Annotated in this window: 16 protein-coding genes; 4 read left to right on the forward strand and 12 right to left on the reverse strand. The window is 63.9% G+C overall.

The features are described 5' to 3' along the window. Positions 1-11: 11 nt before the first annotated feature. From NUH88_RS04645 to NUH88_RS04670, 6 genes are all read right to left on the reverse strand, one after another. Positions 12-3,023, reverse strand: a complete 3,012-nt coding sequence (locus NUH88_RS04645; protein WP_257770248.1) for a LodA/GoxA family CTQ-dependent oxidase — start codon at positions 3,021-3,023, stop codon at positions 12-14. A 220-nt stretch (positions 3,024-3,243) separates the two neighbouring features. Next, complete coding sequence (locus tag NUH88_RS04650) at positions 3,244-4,860, reverse strand: ABC transporter ATP-binding protein (protein WP_257770249.1); 1,617 nt, start codon at positions 4,858-4,860, stop codon at positions 3,244-3,246. Continuing rightward, positions 4,857-5,750: an ABC transporter permease gene (locus tag NUH88_RS04655; RefSeq protein WP_257770250.1), complete on the reverse strand. Its 894-nt coding sequence runs from the start codon at positions 5,748-5,750 to the stop codon at positions 4,857-4,859. The genes NUH88_RS04650 and NUH88_RS04655 overlap by 4 nt, the downstream gene beginning before the upstream one ends. Then, positions 5,750-6,694, reverse strand: a complete 945-nt coding sequence (locus NUH88_RS04660; protein ID WP_257770252.1) for an ABC transporter permease — start codon at positions 6,692-6,694, stop codon at positions 5,750-5,752. The genes NUH88_RS04655 and NUH88_RS04660 overlap by 1 nt, the downstream gene beginning before the upstream one ends. Before the next feature lie 117 nt (positions 6,695-6,811). Next, positions 6,812-8,392 (reverse strand): ABC transporter substrate-binding protein, encoded by a 1,581-nt coding sequence (locus NUH88_RS04665; RefSeq protein WP_257770254.1) that lies wholly within the window; start codon positions 8,390-8,392, stop codon positions 6,812-6,814. Positions 8,393-8,564: 172 nt separating this feature from the next. Next, a complete protein-coding gene (locus tag NUH88_RS04670) occupies positions 8,565-9,191 on the reverse strand; it encodes a cation efflux transmembrane domain-containing protein (protein ID WP_257770255.1) in 627 nt (208 codons plus the stop codon). A gap of 82 nt (positions 9,192-9,273) precedes the next feature. Between NUH88_RS04670 and NUH88_RS04675 the strand changes: the two genes are divergently transcribed. After that, the gene (locus NUH88_RS04675; protein WP_257770256.1) at positions 9,274-9,744 is read left to right on the forward strand and encodes a MerR family transcriptional regulator; all 471 of its coding nucleotides are present in this window, start codon (positions 9,274-9,276) and stop codon (positions 9,742-9,744) included. On the opposite strand, the gene NUH88_RS04680 is transcribed toward NUH88_RS04675, so the two are convergent. Then, positions 9,741-9,980 carry a hypothetical protein gene (locus tag NUH88_RS04680; protein WP_257770257.1) on the reverse strand — a complete coding sequence of 80 codons (240 nt, stop codon included), beginning with the start codon at positions 9,978-9,980 and terminating at the stop codon, positions 9,741-9,743. The genes NUH88_RS04675 and NUH88_RS04680 overlap by 4 nt on opposite strands. Before the next feature lie 79 nt (positions 9,981-10,059). Between NUH88_RS04680 and NUH88_RS04685 the strand changes: the two genes are divergently transcribed. Beyond that, positions 10,060-10,764 carry a DUF1028 domain-containing protein gene (locus NUH88_RS04685; RefSeq protein ID WP_257770258.1) on the forward strand — a complete coding sequence of 235 codons (705 nt, stop codon included), beginning with the start codon at positions 10,060-10,062 and terminating at the stop codon, positions 10,762-10,764. A 9-nt stretch (positions 10,765-10,773) separates the two neighbouring features. Here NUH88_RS04685 and NUH88_RS04690 read toward each other — a convergent pair whose 3' ends face one another. From NUH88_RS04690 to NUH88_RS04700, 3 genes are all read right to left on the reverse strand, one after another. Next, complete coding sequence (locus NUH88_RS04690; protein ID WP_257770259.1) at positions 10,774-11,553, reverse strand: hypothetical protein; 780 nt, start codon at positions 11,551-11,553, stop codon at positions 10,774-10,776. A 46-nt stretch (positions 11,554-11,599) separates the two neighbouring features. Further along, positions 11,600-12,895, reverse strand: a complete 1,296-nt coding sequence (locus NUH88_RS04695) for a DUF1835 domain-containing protein (protein WP_257770260.1) — start codon at positions 12,893-12,895, stop codon at positions 11,600-11,602. 206 nt (positions 12,896-13,101) lie between these two features. After that, positions 13,102-14,034, reverse strand: coding sequence for a LysR family transcriptional regulator (locus NUH88_RS04700; RefSeq protein ID WP_257770261.1), 933 nt, complete (start codon positions 14,032-14,034; stop codon positions 13,102-13,104). A 145-nt stretch (positions 14,035-14,179) separates the two neighbouring features. Here NUH88_RS04700 and NUH88_RS04705 point away from each other — a divergent pair, with 145 nt between their 5' ends. Continuing rightward, positions 14,180-15,151 (forward strand): MBL fold metallo-hydrolase, encoded by a 972-nt coding sequence (locus NUH88_RS04705; protein WP_257770262.1) that lies wholly within the window; start codon positions 14,180-14,182, stop codon positions 15,149-15,151. A 7-nt stretch (positions 15,152-15,158) separates the two neighbouring features. Here the strand turns inward: NUH88_RS04705 and NUH88_RS04710 are convergent, their stop codons facing one another. Further along, complete coding sequence (locus NUH88_RS04710; protein ID WP_257770263.1) at positions 15,159-16,214, reverse strand: D-cysteine desulfhydrase family protein; 1,056 nt, start codon at positions 16,212-16,214, stop codon at positions 15,159-15,161. After that, positions 16,214-17,998, reverse strand: coding sequence for a M3 family oligoendopeptidase (locus NUH88_RS04715; RefSeq protein ID WP_257770264.1), 1,785 nt, complete (start codon positions 17,996-17,998; stop codon positions 16,214-16,216). The genes NUH88_RS04710 and NUH88_RS04715 overlap by 1 nt, the downstream gene beginning before the upstream one ends. A 114-nt stretch (positions 17,999-18,112) precedes the next feature. Between NUH88_RS04715 and NUH88_RS04720 the strand changes: the two genes are divergently transcribed. Continuing rightward, a complete protein-coding gene (locus NUH88_RS04720) occupies positions 18,113-19,906 on the forward strand; it encodes an AMP-dependent synthetase/ligase (RefSeq protein ID WP_257770265.1) in 1,794 nt (597 codons plus the stop codon).

The raw sequence follows: 19,906 nt of genomic DNA on the forward strand, positions 1-19,906 counted from the left end.
TCTCGCCCGGCCTAGCGGGACCGGCTTCGAAGCAGGCCATGCGGGAACCGGTTCACCTTTTCGATGCTCGAGAGATCGGTCGGCGCGGAAACGCCGTCCGGTCCCGCCTCCGCGTCCGGCCTGCTGGCCGTAATGCGCGCGCCGAGCCGCTCTTCCGCCCGCCAGTCTTCAGCTTCCGTCTCCACATTGGCCCGTTTCCAGACCTCGGGTTGCGGCTGGTCGGACACCTGCATGACCGCCGGGAAGTCCGGATCGTCCGGCAATCCGGACCGCACCTCCACGACACCCATCTGATCGAAATGGTGAATCATGTGGTTGATCTGATGGGTATAACCTTTCTCAAGTCCCAGCGGCTCGAGCCAGTTTGCCCTGTTCGCGAAGGCCTGCAGGCGTTCGCTCCGGGGCAGGCTTTCGTTCATCACGATCTTGTAGGCTTCCTCCCCCATCACCTGGTTCGGAACGCGCGCCGGCCAGAAGGTCGGCAGATACGGATCGTAGGACGGCACGTAGCCGGCACGGCAGGACGAGGTGTCAGTTTGCCAGGGCACCGCCATCCAGCGGGTGATCGAGCCGGGGCTCTGCCCACCGTCAAGCGGACCGTCCGGCAAGCTCAACGTGTCCGGCGTCAGTTCCGCTCCATAGGAAACCTCAGGATTGTCGCGCTTGCGGTGTTTGAGCCGGAACGGCGCCATATACATACCGGAATGGCGCATGGGCCAGGTCATCTCGCAGCCGGGATGAAAGGCGTCGGCGAGACAGAAGTCCATCGCCGCGCGGGTCAATATGTCCGGCTGATCGGCGACCGGCACATCGTCGATCGAACAGGGAGGTACCTCGTCCGGATCGTAATCGGCATCGAAGTTTCCGATCGCCCACTGTTCCAGCGCCCAAAGCTGCAGCTTCGAGAGTTCCGCATTCTGGCGCGGGGTATCCGCCGGCGGGACGTTCATCGCGTCGCCATAGAGCCATGGCCAGGGAACCGGAGAATTTCCGTCAGTGTCGAAATGCCGAAAGTTGTTCTTCAGGACACGGCGCATTTCGAGGTTGGCGGGGCTCGGATCGCCCAAACGCTCGAGCCACGCCCTGGAGGAGAAATCGAACGGGCTGCCGAAACCGAAGCCGCCTGCGAAGCCCTGGTTGACCCATTGCAGCGCGCTCATCCGTTCGAAGATCGGCCGGATATCTCTCTGGAATGACGGCCGCTTCGGATGGGGCAGCGTGCCGGCCTCCACCGCGACGTCCCTCATCAGGTCCCACATCGTCCGCACGGATTTCTGTTGCGGACCGTAGTTCGGCGGAGCGCAAACCACCCAGGCCGGCGCCACCTTCAAGGGCACACCCTTGTAGCTGACCTTCGCGATCACGGGGCCGTCCGAGGTGTCATCGTGCCAGCCTTCGTTGTTCGCGAAGGTCACAGCGCGGCCGCCATCGTAGGAGGAGGATTTTCCATGTCCGCCAAGCACGATCAGACGCCCCTCCTTGTCCGTGCGCAGTTCGCCGAGATAAACCCTCTCGCCCATGAACCGGCCATCCGCGAAATGGTATCTTTTCCCGGATCTGTTCTTTCCGGAAATGCGCCGTTCACCCGGGGTTATCCGCAGCGCGGACCGGTCCGAAACCGTCGAGTTCCGCAGCAGGGACGGATCGGCATCCGCCGCCTCGGGAATGTCGAGTGCCAGTTGGAACTGGTACCAAGCCGATTTCTGGTTCTCGAGCGTGACCTTCCACTTGATCTCGGTATCGCCGTCCGGCAGCAATTCCCTCACCGGCTCGCCCAGTGCGTTCAGACCATAGATCCGGAACCGCGCCGCCTCCCGTTTCAGGCGGCCTTTGGAGTCCCGGTAGTCACCGGGCTTCAGAGGGGCGGGATCGGGCACTTCCGGTCCAATGTAAAACTCGTTGGGACTGTTCCCGACCCGGCAGACCCCGATCGGGGGATAGATCGCCGCAGTGACGATACAATCATCCGGAACGGGGCCCGGCGCCTCCGCCGGGGCCGGCGTTTCCGGTTCCGTCAGGGTCACGCCATTGGCAAGCCGCCGCTGGTCGGCACTTCCCTGATAGACGACCTTTCGCGCGGCCGCGATCGAGCCCTGCGGCTCCTGTTCCGGTGGGGTGCGCCAGATGTTGAAGGCAAGGTTCTCTCCGTAAGACGACTGGCCCCGCCGCTCGATATCCTGCTTTGGCAGAACAAGGTCCGCGATGTGGATCCAGTCGCCGCTCCAGCGCACCGTCGCCTCGTCCAGCGGGTCGTCCTTGGGCTTGCCGCGCGGCTGGATCATGAATTTGAAGACGGCCTGGTCGCGGCGCAGGCGGCTGGCCAGATCGACCGCCAGATAGTCGTTCTCGTCGAACGGCTCGCCGACCTCCTGCCCGACGGGCTCGAGCCTGTATTTGACGTAACGCTGTTCGCCGTTGCCGTCGGTTCCGAATCCGAAAGGCAAGATCGCCCAATAGTTCGCGGTCAGGCAACTCGCCTCCGCCTTCTCCATTTCGTTCAGAATATGGGCGGTCTTGGGATGGTCCCGAAGGTAGCGCGGATAATTGCCGTCGACGACGCCGGCGGTTGTGAACTCGCAGAACTCCGTTGCGTTGTCGACGAAGAAAACATCGTGGTTCTGCATGATGAAGTCGGCCGTATCGCTCACCCCGAGCAGCTTCGGCCCCGGCACGTCGAAAAGCTTGATCCCAATCCCGAGCGTGGAATGAAGATCCGGCGAGGTCGGCTGCGTATCGCTTGAAAAACGGACCCAGCAGGGCAGTTCCCCATGACTGAAGGTTCCGATTTTCCACTCCGCCGGCAGTTTCGGGAGCGGTTTGAAGAATCCATAGGCAACGCCATGCTGCTTGAGAAAAACGGTCCTCCGTGCCGGCGTCTGCCCCTTGGCGATCCGTTCTCGCTGGATCAGATTGACGAACATCTCTTCCAGACGCTCGGTCGCGTTTTGGCTGCAATCCCAACAGGCAACGTCGTTCGCCGACTTTCGCCTGTTATTCTCGGCTTCGATTTTCTTGTCTGCCATGCGTCCTCTCCCATCAGAAATTATCTCTACTTTTACTATTAATTTTCAGAGCTTCATATTTCTCATAATTGAGTCGTTTTCTGAATTTCGACGCGCTCCTCGGGAAATAGCCAAAGCTAAGCCCGTGCGTCGCCGGCGGGCTCGCTCCGACTTAAGGTCCGGAAACAGAAAAGCCGGCCGTGTCTCCACGGCCGGCTTTCATCCGAGCAACCAATAGCGCTTACTTCGCGAAGGCGACATCCCGGCCAGGAGCGGCCGCCAGAAGCGAGCGCGTGTATTCGTGCTGCGGATCGGCGTACACCTTTGCGGTTTCGCCCTCCTCAACCACGACGCCGTTCTGCATCACCATGATGCGGTCGCAGATCTGCGCCGCGACACGAAGGTCGTGGGTGATGAAGAGCATGGCGAGATCGTAGCGCTCACGGACATCGTCGAGCAGGTCGAGCACCTGCGCCTGGACCGAGACGTCGAGCGCCGAGACCGCCTCGTCTGCGATCAGCACCTTGGGCTGCATGGCGAGCGCGCGGGCGATGCAGATGCGCTGGCGCTGGCCGCCGGAGAACTGGTGTGGAAAACGGTCGAGCGCCTCGGCGCTCAAGCCCACGATCTCCATCAGCTCCTTCGCCCGCGCTTCGGCCTCTGCCTCCGGGACACCGAAATTCATTGGCCCCTCGACGATCGACTGGCCGACCGTGCGGCGCGGATTGAGCGAGCGGTACGGGTCCTGGAAGACGATCTGGATGTCACGGCGATGCGGCCGCATCGCGCTCTCGGAAATCCGCGCGATATCCGCGCCCTCGACCTCGATATGGCCCGAGGTCGGGTCCTGCAGGCGGACGATGCAGCGCGCCAGCGTCGACTTGCCTGAGCCCGACTCTCCAACCACGCCGAGAGTCTCGCGCCGGTGTACGACGAGGTTCACATCCTTGTTCGCGTGAACCTCGCGCGTCTTCTTGAAGAGTCCCAGCCCGCCGTAAGTCTTGTTCACGCCCTGGGCGATCAGCGCCGGCGACGCCTTGTCGATCTCGGCCCGGTGGCTCGGCTCCATGGAAGGCACCGAGCCGATCAGCATCCTGGTATAGGGATGCTGCGGGCGGAGCAGGATCTCGTCGCGGGTGCCCTGCTCAACCACCTTGCCCTTCTGCATCACCACGATGCGGTCGGCGATTTCCGCCACCACGCCGAAATCGTGGGTGATGAAGAGGACGCCGGTACCGTGGCGGTGCTGGATATCCTTGATGAGTTCGAGGATCTGCGCCTGGGTGGTGACGTCGAGCGCCGTGGTCGGCTCGTCGGCGATCAGCAGGCCCGGCTCAAGCGCGAGCGCCATCGCGATCATGATGCGCTGGCGCTGCCCGCCGGAGAGCTGGTGCGGATAGCTGTCGTACATCTTCACATGGTCGGGAAGAGAGACGTCCTCCATCACCTCGAGCACGCGGGCCTTCTGATCGGCCAGCGAGAGATCGGTATGGATCTCCAGCATCTCGCGGATCTGCTCGCCGACCTTGATCACCGGATTGAGCGCGGTCATCGGCTCCTGGAAGATCATCGCCATCTTCTCGCCGCGCAGGCGCCGCATCTCGGCGACAGATTTCTTCAGCAGGTCCTCACCCTGAAGCACGATCTCGCCTTTGACGGCCTTCACCTCCTTCGGGTTGAGGCCCATGGTGGTGAAGGCGGTGACCGACTTGCCGGAGCCGGACTCGCCGACCACGCAGACGATCTCCTTCGCGCCCACGGTGAAGCTGATATCCTCAACGGCGAAAGGCCGATCGGCGCCTTTCGGCAGCGCCACCGAGAGATTGCGGATTTCGAGAACGGGAGCGGAGCCGGTCATGCGCGCATCTTTCTCGCAATACGGGGGTCGAGCGTGTCGCGCAGACCGTCGCCGACGATATTGACCGAGAGCACGGTCAGCGCCAGCGCGACACCGGGATAGAAGATGATCCAGGGCGTGAGCTGGAAGTAGGTCCGGCCCTCGGACATGATGTTGCCCCAGCTCGGGATCTCCGGCGGGATGCCAGCACCGAGAAACCCGAGAATGGATTCCGTCAGCATCGCCGCACCGCAGATATAGGTCGCCTGCACGATCATCGGCGCGATGGTGTTCGGCAGGATATGGCGGATCAGGATCGCCGGCAGCCGCGTTCCCGCGGCGATGGCGGCCTCGACATAGGGCTCCTCACGCACGGTCAGCACGACGGAACGAACCAGGCGGACAACCCGCGGCACCTCCGGGATGGTGATCGCGATAATGACCGTGGTCAGCGTGGCGCCCGAAATCGCGATCATGGCGATGGCCAGCAGGATTGCCGGGATCGCCATCAGCCCGTCCATCACCCGCATGATCGGCGCGTCGAGCCAGCGGATATAGCCCGCGAGCATGCCGGTCACGAGACCGATGACGGTGGCGATCACGGCGACCGAGATCCCGACGACAAGCGAGACCCGCCCGCCATGGATCACGCGGGAGAATATGTCCCGGCCAAGGAAGTCCGTTCCGAACCAGAAGGCCGCGGACGGCGGCTTCAGGCGGCTGATCACGTTCTGCTCGGTCGGGGCCACGGTGAAGAACGGCCCGATAATCGCGACCGCGACCATCGCCAGCAGCAGCAGCCCGCCCCAGAAGACGGCCTTGTTGCGCAGCACCAGCGACAGGGTGGAGGGCTGGGTCTTCTCCGGCAGCTCCGCGTCGGCGGAGAGTTCCGGTGTCTCTGCGGCGGCCATCAGTACCGGATCCTCGGGTCAAAGAGCGTGTAGGAGAGATCGATGATCAGATTGATCAGGATGTAGATGAAGCTGAAGAACAGGATCAGCCCCTGGATCACCGGATAGTCGCGGGCCAGCACCGCATCGAGCACCAGCCTACCGAGCCCGGGAATGTTGAAGACGGACTCGGTCACCACCACACCGCCGATCAGCAGCGCGATGCCGACGCCGATCACCGTGACGATCGGCACCGCCGCGTTGCGCAGCGCGTGATGGATCAGGATCTTCCATTCCGACTGCCCCTTGGCACGGGCAGTCCGGACGTAATCCTCCTCCAGCACCTCCATGACGGAGGCCCGGGTCATGCGCGCGATCAGGGCGATGAAAATGACGGAGAGCGCCAGGACCGGCAGCACCATGTGCCTGAGGAAGGTCAGCAATCCGTGATCGAAAGGCGACTTGTAGCCTTGCACGGGCAATATCTTCAGCCACATCGCCAGCACGTAGATCAGACAGTATGCGAGGACGAAGACGGGAACAGAGAAGCCGCCGACCGAGAACAGCATGACGATGCGGTCGATGATCGAGCCGGACTTCCAGGCGGCTATGGTGCCGAGCGGAACCGCGACGGCGACGGCGAAGACGATGGTGCACAGCGACAGCAGAAGCGTCGGCTCGATACGCTGGCCGATCAGTTCGACGACCGACTTCTTGGAGAAGATGGCGGTCCCGAGATCGCCCGAGGCGAGCTGCACCAGCCAGTGCCAGAGCTGCACGGGGATCGGATCGTTGAGGCCGAGCTGGGTACGGATCCGTTCCACGTCCTCCGCGGTCGCGTAATCGCCGGCGATCACGGCGGCAGGGTCGCCCGGGGCAAGCCGCAACAGCATGAAGACGAGGACGGCGACGATGGCCATCACCGGAACGGTCGAGAGAATGCGCTTCAGCACATAAGTCAGCATGGAGAAATCAGCTCCTCAAAGCACCCGCGCACGGACTGCCCGATTGGCCGCCTGAACGGGAGCATTGCAGAGGCACCGCCCGGGGCCAACCCCGGGCGGCTCTTTTCGAAAGGAAGGTCAGTCGACCGACAGGTTCCAGAAGAACTGGACCGGCGACTTGATCAGGCCCTTCACGTTGTTCCGGTAGGCGACCGGCACGAAGAACTGACCGAGCTGGCCGGACGCGCCGATCTTCCAGAGGCGCTCCTGCACCTTGTGGCCGGCGGCGAGCTTCTCTTCCTGGCTCGAGGCGTTGGCGAAGGCGGCGCGCGCCTTTTCCAGCTCCTCGTCCGTCGGCCAGCCGAACCAGCCCTTGGCCGGATCGCCGGAGAAGGCGATCGCCATCGGGTCGATCACGTCGGCACCGATCCACCAGGTATGGAAGATGTTCCATCCGCCCTCGGAGACCGGATCGCGCTTCGCCCGGCGGGAGGTCAAGGTGGACCAGTCCATCGCCTGAAGGTCGACCTCGAAGCCGGCCTTGCGGAGCTTCTCGGCGGTGATCAGGGTGAAGGCGGAGAGCACCGGAATATCGGTCGGGTGCATGATCACGACCGGAGTGCCGTCATAGCCGGCGGCCTTGAGGGCGGCCGCGGCCTTGGCGGTATCGCCGGTCATCATGTTCTCGGCGGCGATTTCCGAGGCGAGCGGCGTGCCGCACGGATAGACCGAGTAGCAGGTCTTCCAGAACTGCGGATCGCCGATGGCTCCGGCCAGATAATCGTCCTGCTTCATGGCCATGATCGCGGCCTGCCGGATCTCGACCTTGTCGAACGGCGGCAGCAGGTGGTTGAAGCGCGCGAAGCCGATATTGCCGAGCGGGTCATTGACCTCAACGGTCACGCCTTCCGCCGCGGAAAGCAGCGGCATCAGATCGGTCGAGGGCTGCTCGAAATAGTCGATCTCGCCCGCGATCAGCGCGTTCATCGCGGTCGTCTGGTCCGGGAAGTAGGTCCAGACTACCTTGTCGACCTTGGCGACCTTGCCGCCGGACGCCGCCGACGGTGCCTCGGAGCGCGGCACGTAGTCTTCGAACTTGGTGTAGACCACGGTCGAGCCGGGCACCCACTGGTCGGCCTCGAACTTGAACGGGCCGGAGCCGACATATTCGGAGATCTGCTCGAAAGGATCGGTCTCGGCGATCCGCTTCGGCATGATGAAGGGGACGTTGGAGGAGATCTTACCGATCGATTCCAGGACCAGGCCGTAAGCCGTCTTCAGCTTGAACTGGAAGGTCTTGGCGTCCACCGCGACCATCTCGTCCATCTGCTCCATGAGCTTCTGGCCCATGCCGTCGCGCGCGCCCCAGCGCTTCAGCGAGGCGATCACGTCCTCTGAGGTGACGTCGGCACCGTCGTGGAACTTGAGCCCGTCGCGAAGCTTGAAGGTCCAGACCTTGCCGTCGGAAGAGGTCTCCCAGGTGTCGACCATCTGCGGCTTCGGCGTGAAGCTCTCATCCATCGCAAACAGCGTGTCATAGATGAGATAGGCGTGGTTCCGGGTGATGTAGGCCGTCGTCCAGATTGGATCGAGGTTCTTCAGGTCCGCGTGCGGGATAACCCGCAGCACCTTCTCTGCGCTTGCCTCGGTCGGCGCGCCCGCCAACGGCAGAGCCATGGCGACGAGCGCCAGAAGGCTGCGTCGTGTCCAACGAATCATGTTTGAAACCCCTGTTCGGTTATTTTGGTGAGCGCGGGATTGATCCCGTCTTTACCGTCTTGAAGGCGCAAATTTTTGCATCGCACCATCAACGAGTCAACGAACACAGGCGCTTATGGATGGTACCCGAAAGGAAATAATCTGATCGCGCGCCGGCACCATGGCCAGCAGGTCAGGCCGCCGCAGCGCGAATCTCGCCGACGCCCTGGCGCACGATCTGGAAGGAGGACCAGCAGAACAGGCCCGCCATGATCGCGGCGACGATGAGATCCGGCCAGCCGGTCCCAGTCTGCCAGACGCCGGCCGCGGCGATCACCACCGCAATGTTTCCGATCGCATCGTTGCGCGAGCAGAGCCAAACGGAACGCACGTTCGCATCCCCGTCCCGGAACCGGTAAAGCAGCCCGACGCTCGCCATGTTCGCGACGAAGGCCAAAACCCCGACCGTACTCATGATCGAAGCCTCCGGGACGCCGATCACCAGCACCTGATAAGCGGTAGAGCCAAAAACCCAGAAGCCCATGAGGGCGAGCGAAATCCCCTTCAGCAACGCCGCGCTCGCGCGCACCCTCGCCGCCTTGCCGATGACGTAGAAGCTGAGGGCGTATGTCGCGGTATCGGCGAGGAAGTCGAGCGCGTCCGCCTTCAGCGCCATGGATCCGGCGCCGAACCCGGCTGCCATCTCGATGAAGAACATCGCCCCATTGATCAGGATCACCGCCCAGAGAGCCCGCCGGTAGGCCTTCGACATGCCCTCGAAGACGACGTCGTCACTTCCGCAACCGCAACAGCCGGACATGCGTCCGCTCCTCGACATTTGCTTCGATGAGGCCAATATGGGAGCTACAGCGACTGTAGGTTCAAGAAGGAATTTCTCGGCCATGGAGCACGGCACCCCGAACTATCCGATCGGCGATCTGGCGAAACGCACCGGAACGAAGGTGCAGACCATCCGCTATTACGAGTCCATCGGCCTGCTGCCGGAACCGGCGCGCACGGCGGGCAACCAGCGCATCTACGGCCAGGACCAGCTCGACCGGCTCGCCTTCATCAAGCATGCCCGCGATTTCGGTTTCCCGCTGGACGCGATCCGAGAGCTCCTGGGGATGACCGACCGTCCCGCCGCCTCCTGCGCCGAAGCCGACGCCATCTGCCGCCACCACCTGACCGAAGTGCGCCGCCGGATCGGTCGGCTGCAGGCCCTCGAAGGCGAGCTGGAGCGAATGGTCGAAAGCTGCTCGCACGGCTCGGTCGCCGACTGTCGGGTGATCAACGTGCTCTCCGACCATGAGAAATGCTGCGCCGACGCACATGAGCCGGTCGAGACCATGCCCTTCAAGACGCCTGCTTAGCGATCGTCTTCCGGGTCGATCTCGCGCTCGTCGTATCCGTGTTTCGAGCTGTAGAAGGCGAGCCACATCAGCCCGCCGCCGAGCAGCAGGGTGAAGATCGAGCCGGCGGCGAGCGCGATGAAGCCGTGGATGCTCATCTCCACGTCCTCGACCGCGAACCAGAGTTCCCAGACGCCCCAGAGCGCGGCGCCGAGCAGCGCGAAAAGGGAAACAGCGAGAAGGATGACATTGCGCATCGCGGAGAGCCCGTGCGGATTTGACCAAAGTCAGTTACCGGCGCACTCTCGCGCGAAACAGTCAATACGGGAACCGGTCATGACGTGGTCTATCGTCGCACGCGAGCCCGAGACGGGGCGTTTCGGCATCGCCGTCTCCACCTGCGCCTTCGCCGTCGGTGCGATCTGCCCCTGGGCGCGGGCCGGAATCGGCGCTCTCTCCACCCAGGCGCATACCAACCCGATGCATGGCGCGCTCGGGATCGAGCTGATGGCGAAGGGGCTCAGCGTCGGCGAGGCCCTCTCCATGACGCTCGGGCACGATGCGGGCCGCGACATCCGCCAGGTGCACGGGGTCGACGGCAAGGGCAAAACCTTCACCCATACGGGGAGCTCCTGCGTCGATTGGTGCGGCCATGCTTCCGGCGAGAACGTCACCGTCGCCGGCAACATGCTGGCCGGCCCCGCGGTCGTCGCCGATACCCTGGCACGCTACGAGGCCTCGGCCGGTCTCGAATTCGGCGACCGCCTGCTGACCGCCCTCGAAGCCGGCGAAGCGGCCGGCGGCGACAAGCGGGGCAGGCAATCCGCCGCGCTGATCGTCCAGGGCGCCGAGCCCTACCGGGAAGCCGACATCCGCGTCGACGACCACCCGGAACCGGTCGCCGAACTGCGCCGGCTGTTCACGATCTATGCCGACACGCGCAGGGCCTACATGCAGACGATGGGGAACATCCAGGATTTCGCCGGGATCGTCGACGATGCGGAGCGGGAGGCCTATGTGCAGAAGCACCGCGGACGCTGATCGCCACGGTCACCTTTTTGGAAAGGCCTCATACCCTTTCACCCGGTGCGTCACCGAATGATGCCGGTCGATTTCGCCGAGCGGGCAAATCTCCCAGTTCCAGCTTTCGCCGCCATCCGGCAGTGCCACGTCATGGAGCGCCGAGACCGTCGCGGTCTCGCTTCCGGTGCTGTCGCGCACGATCCGCGCCTCATCGGTGATGAGCGCCACCGGACAGGAGAACGCGGCCAGGTAATCGAGATGCGCGCGGATCAGCTTGCGCCCGAGCTCCTCGGCCGCGGCGTCGCTTTGCCCGAACCGCTCTTCCAGATACTCGTTCGGCACGATCGGAAGCTGGGAGAGCACATTCGCGGAGACGACGAGGGAGATCGTCGGATCGTCGAGATAGGCCGGCGGCGACCCCACCTCCGTTCGGCCTTCCGCCAGCGCCGCCAATGACGCGGTCACATCGAGCGTGACGAGCTCCAGGCGGGGATTCTCCCGCGCGGCGCGCCGGGCCGGCCCCATAAAGAGCAGATCGGCCAGTATCACCTTGTCGAACCGGCCGAGCAAACCGGAAAGCGGCACGTCATAGAGCAGCCCCGCCCCGAAAATCAGCACCGTGTCCCGGCTTTCGCAACGCTCCGCCGCGCCGAGGATCAGCTTCCGGCTTCGCTCCAGGTGCGGCGCCCAGTTGGACCTATTGCGGCGGTAGCGGCTCTCGATCCCGACGCATTCGCGCAAAAACCCCATGCGCCGGTACGGTGCCGGGCATGGGGTGGTGAGATAGGTGAGCCATTCGCGGATCATGGAGCGATGCTAATGCGGCATGTCCGGCGCACCAAGTCCGCGAGGCTCAAGCGCGCCGGACCTCGCCCGCGTCCTCGTCCCAGCGCCAGGCGGAACGGCCGGGCCGAATCTCGACACCGCCTACCCAGCGCGATCCGCGCTGGATCGCGACATAGTCTTCTTCACCGGCAAGCACCCGCCTTCCCGAATCCCGGAGCGAGAAGACCCGTTTGGGCCAGGGCTGCCCCGCGGTCTCCGGGTCCATCAGGATCACCGGATCGGTACTCTTCGCAAGATCGGTCAGCACGTGCCAGAACATCAGATCGCCGAGATAAGGCAGCGGCTCGCGGCGGCTCATCAGGATCTGGAAAATCTGCCCCGCCGACATGTCACCCATATCGTCGAGGATGGTCAGCGAGAGATGCTGTGTGAGGCCGAGACCGGTCTTCGGATGCGGCAGCTCGCGCAGGTGACGCCGTAGCGCTGCAGCCATAAGCGGCAGCTCGGGCGTCCCGTTCGCGGCGATCGCCGCCAGAGCGTTCGGATCAGCGTCTGTGATGGCGTCCCAGACCCGCGCGCCGAGCGCAAGCTGCGCCTCGGTAACCTCGTGCCGCTCGTACTCCCAGAGCCAGAGCAGCACTTCCGGATGGAGCTGGCCGAGACCGACGAAATCCCGCACGCCGGGCACCTGGCCGACGCAGATCATCTGCAAATCCGGCCGTTTTTCCATGCGGTGAAAGACCGAGAGCAGATAGGCCAGGATCAACTGGTCGTAGCTGTCATGCTCGAACCAGAGCACGACCGGCGCGCCCTCGCCGAGGCTGTCGACCGCCTTGTATTGCTCCTGCAGCCCCTTCTCGGCCTCGGCCTGATCCCGGCCATAGCCGCTGGCGATGAAAGCCGCGCGGCGGGAGATGAACTCCGCCTTCGGCACCCGCGGCACCGGTCCCTGGCAGTAAGGGTCGGAAAACTCCAGAAACCGGCCCTTGAACCCGCCGACCTCGAGGCTGTGGCGGATATCCTCGCCGCAGCGGATATGCGTGGTCGCCGGCGTGTCCGGGATGTCTGGCTTACCGGCTTCGATGCGCAGCCGGTCGAAGCGCAAACGCTCGATATGCGCCTTCATGCGCGGCCAGCTGAGAAACCCGTTTTCCCGCGCGACAACCAGTTGGGCGTCGGCCAGTTGGAAAGCATCGGGGTCGGCGTTGGAGTGATGCGCTTCAACCCGTCCACGGGCCTGCGGATCATCATCGCGCACGAGCTCCAACAGCTCTTTCGCGCGCTTGCGTTGTTGTTCGAGATTGAGCCGTCCGCCGAAAAACTCGCGCGGACCGGCGGAGGCCGGTTCGTTTGACTGAGACATACGATTCCCTCGTCATCTACCGCCTGTGTCCGCCAAACAGGCGAGGAAATCGATCAGATGACGATTACTCGGATTTGGGCGCAGCCCTTTCCGCGGACAGGACGCCGTGAGGCGTTACCCATATTGTAGCGATAGACTTGCTCAATGCAAGAGTCTGAAAAAGCGTATAAATTCTTTGAAAAGGAGAGCAACCGGACAGCTTGACGCTACTCCGCCGCACTGAGCTCAGGCGATGCATTCTCAAGGATATTCTGCTCTTTCAGAAACCGGGTAAGCCCGTCGACGAAGCGCCGGACCTTTTGGGGAACGAAGCGGTTCGACGGATAGACGACATGCACGTTCTGCCTTGGATAGCGCCATTCCGGCAGGACATGTTCGATCCCCCCGTTGGCGATCATCTGCCTCAGGAACGGCGTGTGAACCAAACAGATGCCGAGCCCTGACAGCAAGGCGTGATGAAGCACGCTCTTGTGGTCGGCACTCAGAACCGGCCGGACCCGCGTTTCGAAGAGCTGGCCGTCGGGTCCTTCCAGCGTGACCATCTCTCCGGAGCGGATGTGCGTATAGAGAAGATAGTCGTGCATCGGCAACTCGCTCGGATGCTTCGGTCTTCCCCGCCGGTTGAGATAGTGCGCGCTCGCCGCGAGCGACCTGCCGATCTCTCCGAGCCGGCGCACGATCAGGCGATCGTCTTCCAGATGTCCCATACGGATCACCACGTCGAGACGCTCCTCGATCACGTCCACGAAGCGATCGGTGAGAGAGACTTCGAGCAGGAGTTCCGGGTAATCCCGTTTGAAGGCGGCGAAATACGGCGCGAGGATATCCGAGCCGAACCCGACCGGTGCGCCGACGGCCAGCCTTCCGGTCATCGCAACATCGATACCGGAAACGGACCGGTCTGCCGCGTCGAGGCGCTCGAGGATATCGCGGGCCCGGTCGAGGTAGCGCAGCCCCTCTTCGGTCGGAAGCACCTTGCGGGTCGTACGGTCAAACAGCCGGACGCCGAGATGCTGTTCGAGAGCCCGGATCTGCTGGCTGACAGCCGGCTGCGTTAGCCCGAGTTCGCGCGCCGCCGCCGAGAAACTCCCGTTCTCGCAGGCCCGTACGAAGCTGTTCAGCGCTGATAGCCTGTCCATATCAGCTCCCGATGGAAGAAGATCAATTAATAAAATTCGCTAATGATAGATATAACTTCAGCCCCGATTTCAAAGCAAATACGGATAACTAATTTCCTGTCTCATGACCCGGCCACGCACGGCCGGTTTAGACAGGAGACAGTTCATGCACCTCAATCGACGGACCCTTCTTGCGGGAACGGCGCTTGCCGCTTCGGCCGGTATTCTCCCGGCCGCTCCCACCGCCAGCGCGACCGAAACGCGGTCGGAGCAACTAGCCGGCGCCGGAGCGCTGCGGCAAAAAATCGGAGCGGTCTCAGTCACCGCCCTGCTCGACGGCTATCTTGATGTCAGCGCGGATCTGATCCTCGGCCACGATCCGCAAATTGCGGAAAATCTGGCCAAAGCGGCGTTCCAGGCGCCGGGGCCGCAACGTATCCCGGTCAACGCCTTCCTCCTTGAGACGCAAGGCAAGCGCATCCTGATCGACGCCGGAACCGGGGATGCGCTCGGCCCGACGCTCGGACGGCTCGACGCCTCTTTGGCTCTCGCAGGTTATGCGCCGGACGATATCGATATCCTCGCGATCACCCATCTGCACCCGGACCATGTCAGTGGCGCGGTCGGCAAGGACGGACGCCCGCTCTTCGCGAACGCGGAATTCGTGGTCTCGGAGACGGACCACCGTTTCTGGCAGGATGACGGCCGCATGAACCAGGCGCCGGAGGCCGTGCGCGGTTTCTTCCTCGGCGCGCGGGCGGCGACGTCGGCTTATGCCGACAGGCTGCGGCTGGTTTCGGGCGGTGCCGAGGTCGCACCGGGGGTCACGGCGCGCGCGCTACCGGGGCATACGCCCGGACATACGGGCTATCTCATCGAATCCGGCACGGAGAGCCTGTTGATTTGGGGCGATGCGATCCATGTCGCCACCTACCAGTTCGCCCGACCGGACTGGGGGATCGCCTTCGATATCGACCCCGACGAAGCGCGGCAGACACGGCTCCGCCTGCTGGATGAGGCGGCCAGCGACCGGATCGCGGTCACCGGCATGCATTTGCCGTTTCCCGGTTTTGGACACGTGGCCAACGAGGGGGATTCCTACCGCTTCGTTCCGGCGGAGTGGCCTTACGCGCTTTGATCCGTCCTCAGTCCGGGTGGATCACGGAGCGATAGGCGAAGAGCCCCGGCAGGCCGCCGGTATGGATGTAGAGCACGTTGCCCATGCCGTCGAACGCACCGGCGCGGGTCAGGCCGATCAGGCCCGCGAAACTCTTGGCCGTGTAGGTCGGATCCACAATCAGCGCCTCGAGGCGGCCGGCCAGGTCGATCGCCTCGTGCGTGCTCTCGACCATCTTGCCGTAGCCCGGACCGAGCCAGTCGTCGCGGCAGATCACCTCGTCGTCCTCGATGACCGAGCCGCTGGCCAGCATCTCCTCGGCCAGCCGGACGATCGAGCGCACGCGCTCGGTCTGGCTCTCCGCATCGCGGCGCACGCAAATGCCGTGGACCGGCCCATCATAGCCGGCAAGCCGGAGGCCGAGCAGGGTCCCGACATGGGTCGCCGCGCTGCCGGTCGGTACGACGACCGCATCGAAGGAAACCCCTTCTGCCGACGCCTGCTCCAGCACCTCGATGGCGCATTGCATGTAGCCGAGCGCTCCCGTCGGCTTGGTCTCCGGCGAGAGAGTGAAGAGATACGGGTTTTTTCCCTCCCCCTTCAGACGGGCGGCGATGCGGGAGAGATTGGTGTCGGCCGCCTTTTCGTCCTCGCCGAGCGGGAAATGATGCATCCGCGCGCCGAAAATACGGTCGAGCAGAACATTGCCGGACTTGTGATACTCCTCGCCCATGCCTTCGACCCGGTTCTCGAGCTGGACATGGCATTCCATGCCGAGCTTGGCGGCGAAGGCCGCGGCGGTGCGCATGTAGTTGGACTGGACCGCCCCGGTGATGACGGCAGTGTCGGCCCCGGCCGCCTTGGCCGCGCCGAAGGAATATTCGAGCTGGCGCGCCTTGTTGCCGCCGGTGGCGACGCCGGTGCAGTCGTCCCGCTTGACCCAGAGCGCCGGAAGCGCCTTGCCCAGCTCCTCCGAGAGATGCGCGCCGAGCCGCTCCATCTTCTCCAGCGGTGTCGGAAAATGCCCGAGGCGGACGCGCGGAAAGCCGTTCAGCCGGTGCTGCAACGCCTCGGGCGTCCGCATCACTCCATCCCCTCAAGCTCGGTGATGAAGCCCTCGATGACGCCGAGCCCCTTGGACCAGAAGGCCGGGTCGCTGGCATCGAGCCCGAAGGGCGCCAGCAGTTCCTTGTGCCGGAGCGTGCCGCCGGCCGAAAGCATCTCAAGATACTTCTCGGCAAAGCCCTGCTCGGCGTCCTGGTAGACCGCATAGAGCGAGTTCACCAGACAGTCGCCGAAGGCGTAGGCATAGACGTAGAACGGCGAGTGGATGAAATGCGGGATGTAGGACCAGAAGGTCCGGTAATCGTCGTCGAATTTGATCGCCGGGCCGAGACTCGCCTTCTGGGTCTCGATCCAGATATCGCCGAGGTCGTCCGGCATCAGTTCGCCGTCCTGGCGGGCGGCGTGGACCCTGGTCTCGAACTGATGGAAGGCGATCTGCCGGACCACCGTGTTCAGCATGTCCTCGACCTTGCTGGCCAGCATGGTGCGGCGCTGCTTCGGATCCGTCTTCGAGGCCAGCACGGCACGGAAGGTCAGCATCTCGCCGAAGACGGAGGCCGTCTCGGCGAGGGTCAGCGGCGTGTCGGACAGAAGCTGGCCCTGCTTGCCGGCCAGCACCTGGTGCACCCCGTGGCCGAGTTCGTGCGCCAGCGTCATCACGTCCCGCGTCTTGCCCTGGTAGTTCAGCAGCAGATAGGGATGCGCGCTCGGCACTGTCGGATGGGCGAAGGCGCCGGAGGCCTTGCCGGGCCGCACCGGCGCGTCGATCCAGGCATTGTCGAAGAAGCGCTTGCCGACCTCGGCGAGCTCCGGCGAGAAGGCGCCATAGGCGTCCAGCACCGTTTTCGTGGCCTGGTCCCAGGTGATGGTCGTGTCGTCGTCGTCCGGCAGCGGCGCGTTACGGTCCCAGTAATTCAGCGCCTCGACGCCGAACCACTTCGCCTTCAGCGCGTAATACCGGTGCGACAGCCGGTCATAGCTGCCGGTCACCGCGTCGGAGAGGGCCTGCACCACCTCGTCCTCGACCTGATTGGCAAGGTTGCGGGCGGAAATCGGCTGCGCATAGCCGCGCCACTTGTCGTCGATCGCCTTGTCCTTGGCGAGCGTGTTGGTGATCAGCGCGAAGAGCCCGACATTCTGCTTCAGCACGCCGGCGAAGCTCTTCGCCGCCTTCTCCCGGACCGCGCCGTCCTTGTGGCTCAGCTTGTCGAGCACCTCGGCCGAGGTCAGTTCCTTACCGTCGAACGGGAAACGCAGCCGCGCAAAGGTCTCGTCGAAAAGCCGGACCCAGGCGGACTTACCCGTCACCGCCTTCTCGTGCAGCTTCTCCTCGATCTCGTCGGAAAGCTGATGCGCACGGAAAGCGCGCACGTCGCGCAGCCAGGGCTTGTAGAAAGCCAGTTCCGGCGCCTTCAGGCGCTCCTCGATATCCGCTTCCTCGATCCGGTTGATCTCCAGCGTGAAGAACAGCAGGTCGGTGCCGGCGGCGTTGATCTTCTCCTGCATCGACTGGAAAAAGCGGCCGTTCTCGGCACTCCCCATGTCGCCCGCATAGACGAGGTAAGCATAGGACATGACGCGGCTCATCACCTCGTCCATGCGCTCGTAAGCCTGGACGGCCTGGCCCAGCTCGGTTCCACCCAAGCTGTCGATCTTTCCGGCATAGCGGTCCTTGAACGCCTTGGCATCCGCCGCCAGTTTCACCAAGTCCGCTTTCAGGGCATCGGAGTCGGGTCCGGGATAGAGATCGGAGAGATCCCATTCGGGGAGAGCGCCAAGTTCGGATTGTGTGGCTTCGGCCATATCGGTATCCATTCAAGAAAGAGTAGAGCACACAGCTCACCCATGTCGGTCGCCGGCATGTCGTGTCCAGTCCCGCGGGGGGGAAACCGGGACTGAGGGAGGAGACCAGTCAATATGGACTACAAGGCGATACGCAATCTCGCAACTTCGTTCTTCGACCAGTCCGAAAGGCTGGCGGACCGCCCGTTTCTCTGGGCGAAACAGGACGGTGCCTACCAGTGCCTGACATATGGCGAGACGAGGACCGCGGTCCAACGCTGCGCACGTGGTCTGCGCGCCATTGGGATCGCGAAAGGCGACCGGGTCCTGCTGCTGTCCGAAAACAGGCCCGAATGGGTGATCGCCGATCTCGCGATCATGGCGGTCGGCGCCATCGCGGTCCCGGCTTATACGACGGCGACTACCGACGACATCCTCTTCGTTCTCGACCATAGCGGCTCGAAAGCCGCCATCGTCTCGACCGAGCGCCTTGCAAAGAAACTCATGCCGGCGGCACGCAGTGCCGATGCCTGCGAGACGGTGATCTCGATCGAGGCCCCGGGCGAGGCCACCCAGGCCGGCGTTACCGTTGTCGGCTGGAACGATCTCATTTCCCGCGGCGAAGCGGTCGAGGGCGATCCCGCCGCCTGGGCCGCCGAACTGGAGCGCGGCGAGGTCTGCAGCCTGATCTATACCTCCGGGACCGGCGGCCGGCCGAAAGGTGTCATGCTGACCCACGGCTCGCTGCTCGCGAATTGCGAGGGGGCGCACGACCTGCTGGACGAGCTCGGCCTCGAGCACGAGGTGTTCCTTTCGCTGCTGCCCCTCTCCCACTCCTACGAACATGCCTGCGGGCTGCATTTCCCGATCTCCATCGGGGCCGAGATCTACTATGCGGAAGGTCCCGAGAAGGTCGCGCAGAATCTCGGCGAGGCGAAGCCGACGATCATGACGGCAGTCCCGCGGCTCTACGAAGTGCTGCACGACCGGATCCGACGCGGCGTGGACGCCAAAGGCGGGCTCAGCGCAAAGCTGTTCCACCGCGCCGTCGTCCTCGGCACCAAGGCCTATCGCGATCCCTCCAGCCTTTCCCTGAAGGAACGCGCCGAAAACGCGCTTCTCGACGCCCTGGTGCGCCGCAAGGTCTCGACCCGCTTCGGCGGCCGCCTGAAGGCCTTCGTCTCCGGCGGCGGCGCGCTTAATCCCGACATCGGGACCTTCTTCCTCTCCCTCGGCGTGCGCATCCTGCAGGGCTACGGCCAGACCGAGGCCTCGCCGGTGGTGAGCTGCAATCGCTGCAAGAAGGTGAAGATCCACACCGTCGGGCCGCCGCTGAAGGATGTCGAGGTGAAGATCGCCGACGACGGCGAGATTCTGGTGCGCGGCGAATTGCTGATGAAGGGTTATTGGCTCGATCCCGAGACCACCGCCAAGACCATCGTCGACGGCTGGCTCTATACCGGGGACATCGGGAAGATCGACGAGGATGGCTATATCGTCATCACCGACCGCAAGAAGGACATCATCGTCAATTCCGGCGGCGACAACATCTCCCCCGCCCGCGTCGAAGGCCAGCTCACGGTCGAACCGGAGATCGGCCAGGCCATGACCTACGGCGACAAGCGGCCCTATCTGGTCGCGGTCCTGGTCCCTGACGCTTCTTTCGTCGAAGAATGGGCGAAGGACAACGGGACAAATACCGATCTCCTCGCACTTGCCGCCAACGAAGACTTCGCCAAAGCGATCGCCGGTGCGATGGAACGGGCAAACGGACGTCTGTCCCAAATCGAGAAAGTCCGTCGCTTCGTTCTGGCGGACGAGCCCTTCACCACCGAGAACGCGATGATGACGCCGACTCTCAAGATCCGGCGGCACAAGATCCGCGAGGCTTACTGGGAGCGTCTCGACGCGCTCTACGGCCGGAGCTGA

It is taken from the genome of Nisaea acidiphila, assembly GCF_024662015.1.
GTDB classification, from domain to species: Bacteria; Pseudomonadota; Alphaproteobacteria; order Thalassobaculales; family Thalassobaculaceae; genus Nisaea; species Nisaea acidiphila.

Bases quoted from the DNA above. Each gene is read 5' to 3' on its own strand.
- NUH88_RS04645 (WP_257770248.1), bottom strand. From the start codon at position 3,023: ATGGCAGACAAGAAAATCGAAGCCGAGAATAACAGGCGAAAGTCGGCG.
- NUH88_RS04650 (WP_257770249.1), bottom strand. From the start codon at position 4,860: ATGACCGGCTCCGCTCCCGTTCTCGAAATCCGCAATCTCTCGGTGGCG.
- NUH88_RS04655 (WP_257770250.1), bottom strand. From the start codon at position 5,750: ATGGCCGCCGCAGAGACACCGGAACTCTCCGCCGACGCGGAGCTGCCG.
- NUH88_RS04660 (WP_257770252.1), bottom strand. From the start codon at position 6,694: ATGCTGACTTATGTGCTGAAGCGCATTCTCTCGACCGTTCCGGTGATG.
- NUH88_RS04665 (WP_257770254.1), bottom strand. From the start codon at position 8,392: ATGATTCGTTGGACACGACGCAGCCTTCTGGCGCTCGTCGCCATGGCT.
- NUH88_RS04670 (WP_257770255.1), bottom strand. From the start codon at position 9,191: ATGTCCGGCTGTTGCGGTTGCGGAAGTGACGACGTCGTCTTCGAGGGC.
- NUH88_RS04675 (WP_257770256.1), top strand. From the start codon at position 9,274: ATGGAGCACGGCACCCCGAACTATCCGATCGGCGATCTGGCGAAACGC.
- NUH88_RS04680 (WP_257770257.1), bottom strand. From the start codon at position 9,980: ATGCGCAATGTCATCCTTCTCGCTGTTTCCCTTTTCGCGCTGCTCGGC.
- NUH88_RS04685 (WP_257770258.1), top strand. From the start codon at position 10,060: ATGACGTGGTCTATCGTCGCACGCGAGCCCGAGACGGGGCGTTTCGGC.
- NUH88_RS04690 (WP_257770259.1), bottom strand. From the start codon at position 11,553: ATGATCCGCGAATGGCTCACCTATCTCACCACCCCATGCCCGGCACCG.
- NUH88_RS04695 (WP_257770260.1), bottom strand. From the start codon at position 12,895: ATGTCTCAGTCAAACGAACCGGCCTCCGCCGGTCCGCGCGAGTTTTTC.
- NUH88_RS04700 (WP_257770261.1), bottom strand. From the start codon at position 14,034: ATGGACAGGCTATCAGCGCTGAACAGCTTCGTACGGGCCTGCGAGAAC.
- NUH88_RS04705 (WP_257770262.1), top strand. From the start codon at position 14,180: ATGCACCTCAATCGACGGACCCTTCTTGCGGGAACGGCGCTTGCCGCT.
- NUH88_RS04710 (WP_257770263.1), bottom strand. From the start codon at position 16,214: ATGCGGACGCCCGAGGCGTTGCAGCACCGGCTGAACGGCTTTCCGCGC.
- NUH88_RS04715 (WP_257770264.1), bottom strand. From the start codon at position 17,998: ATGGCCGAAGCCACACAATCCGAACTTGGCGCTCTCCCCGAATGGGAT.
- NUH88_RS04720 (WP_257770265.1), top strand. From the start codon at position 18,113: ATGGACTACAAGGCGATACGCAATCTCGCAACTTCGTTCTTCGACCAG.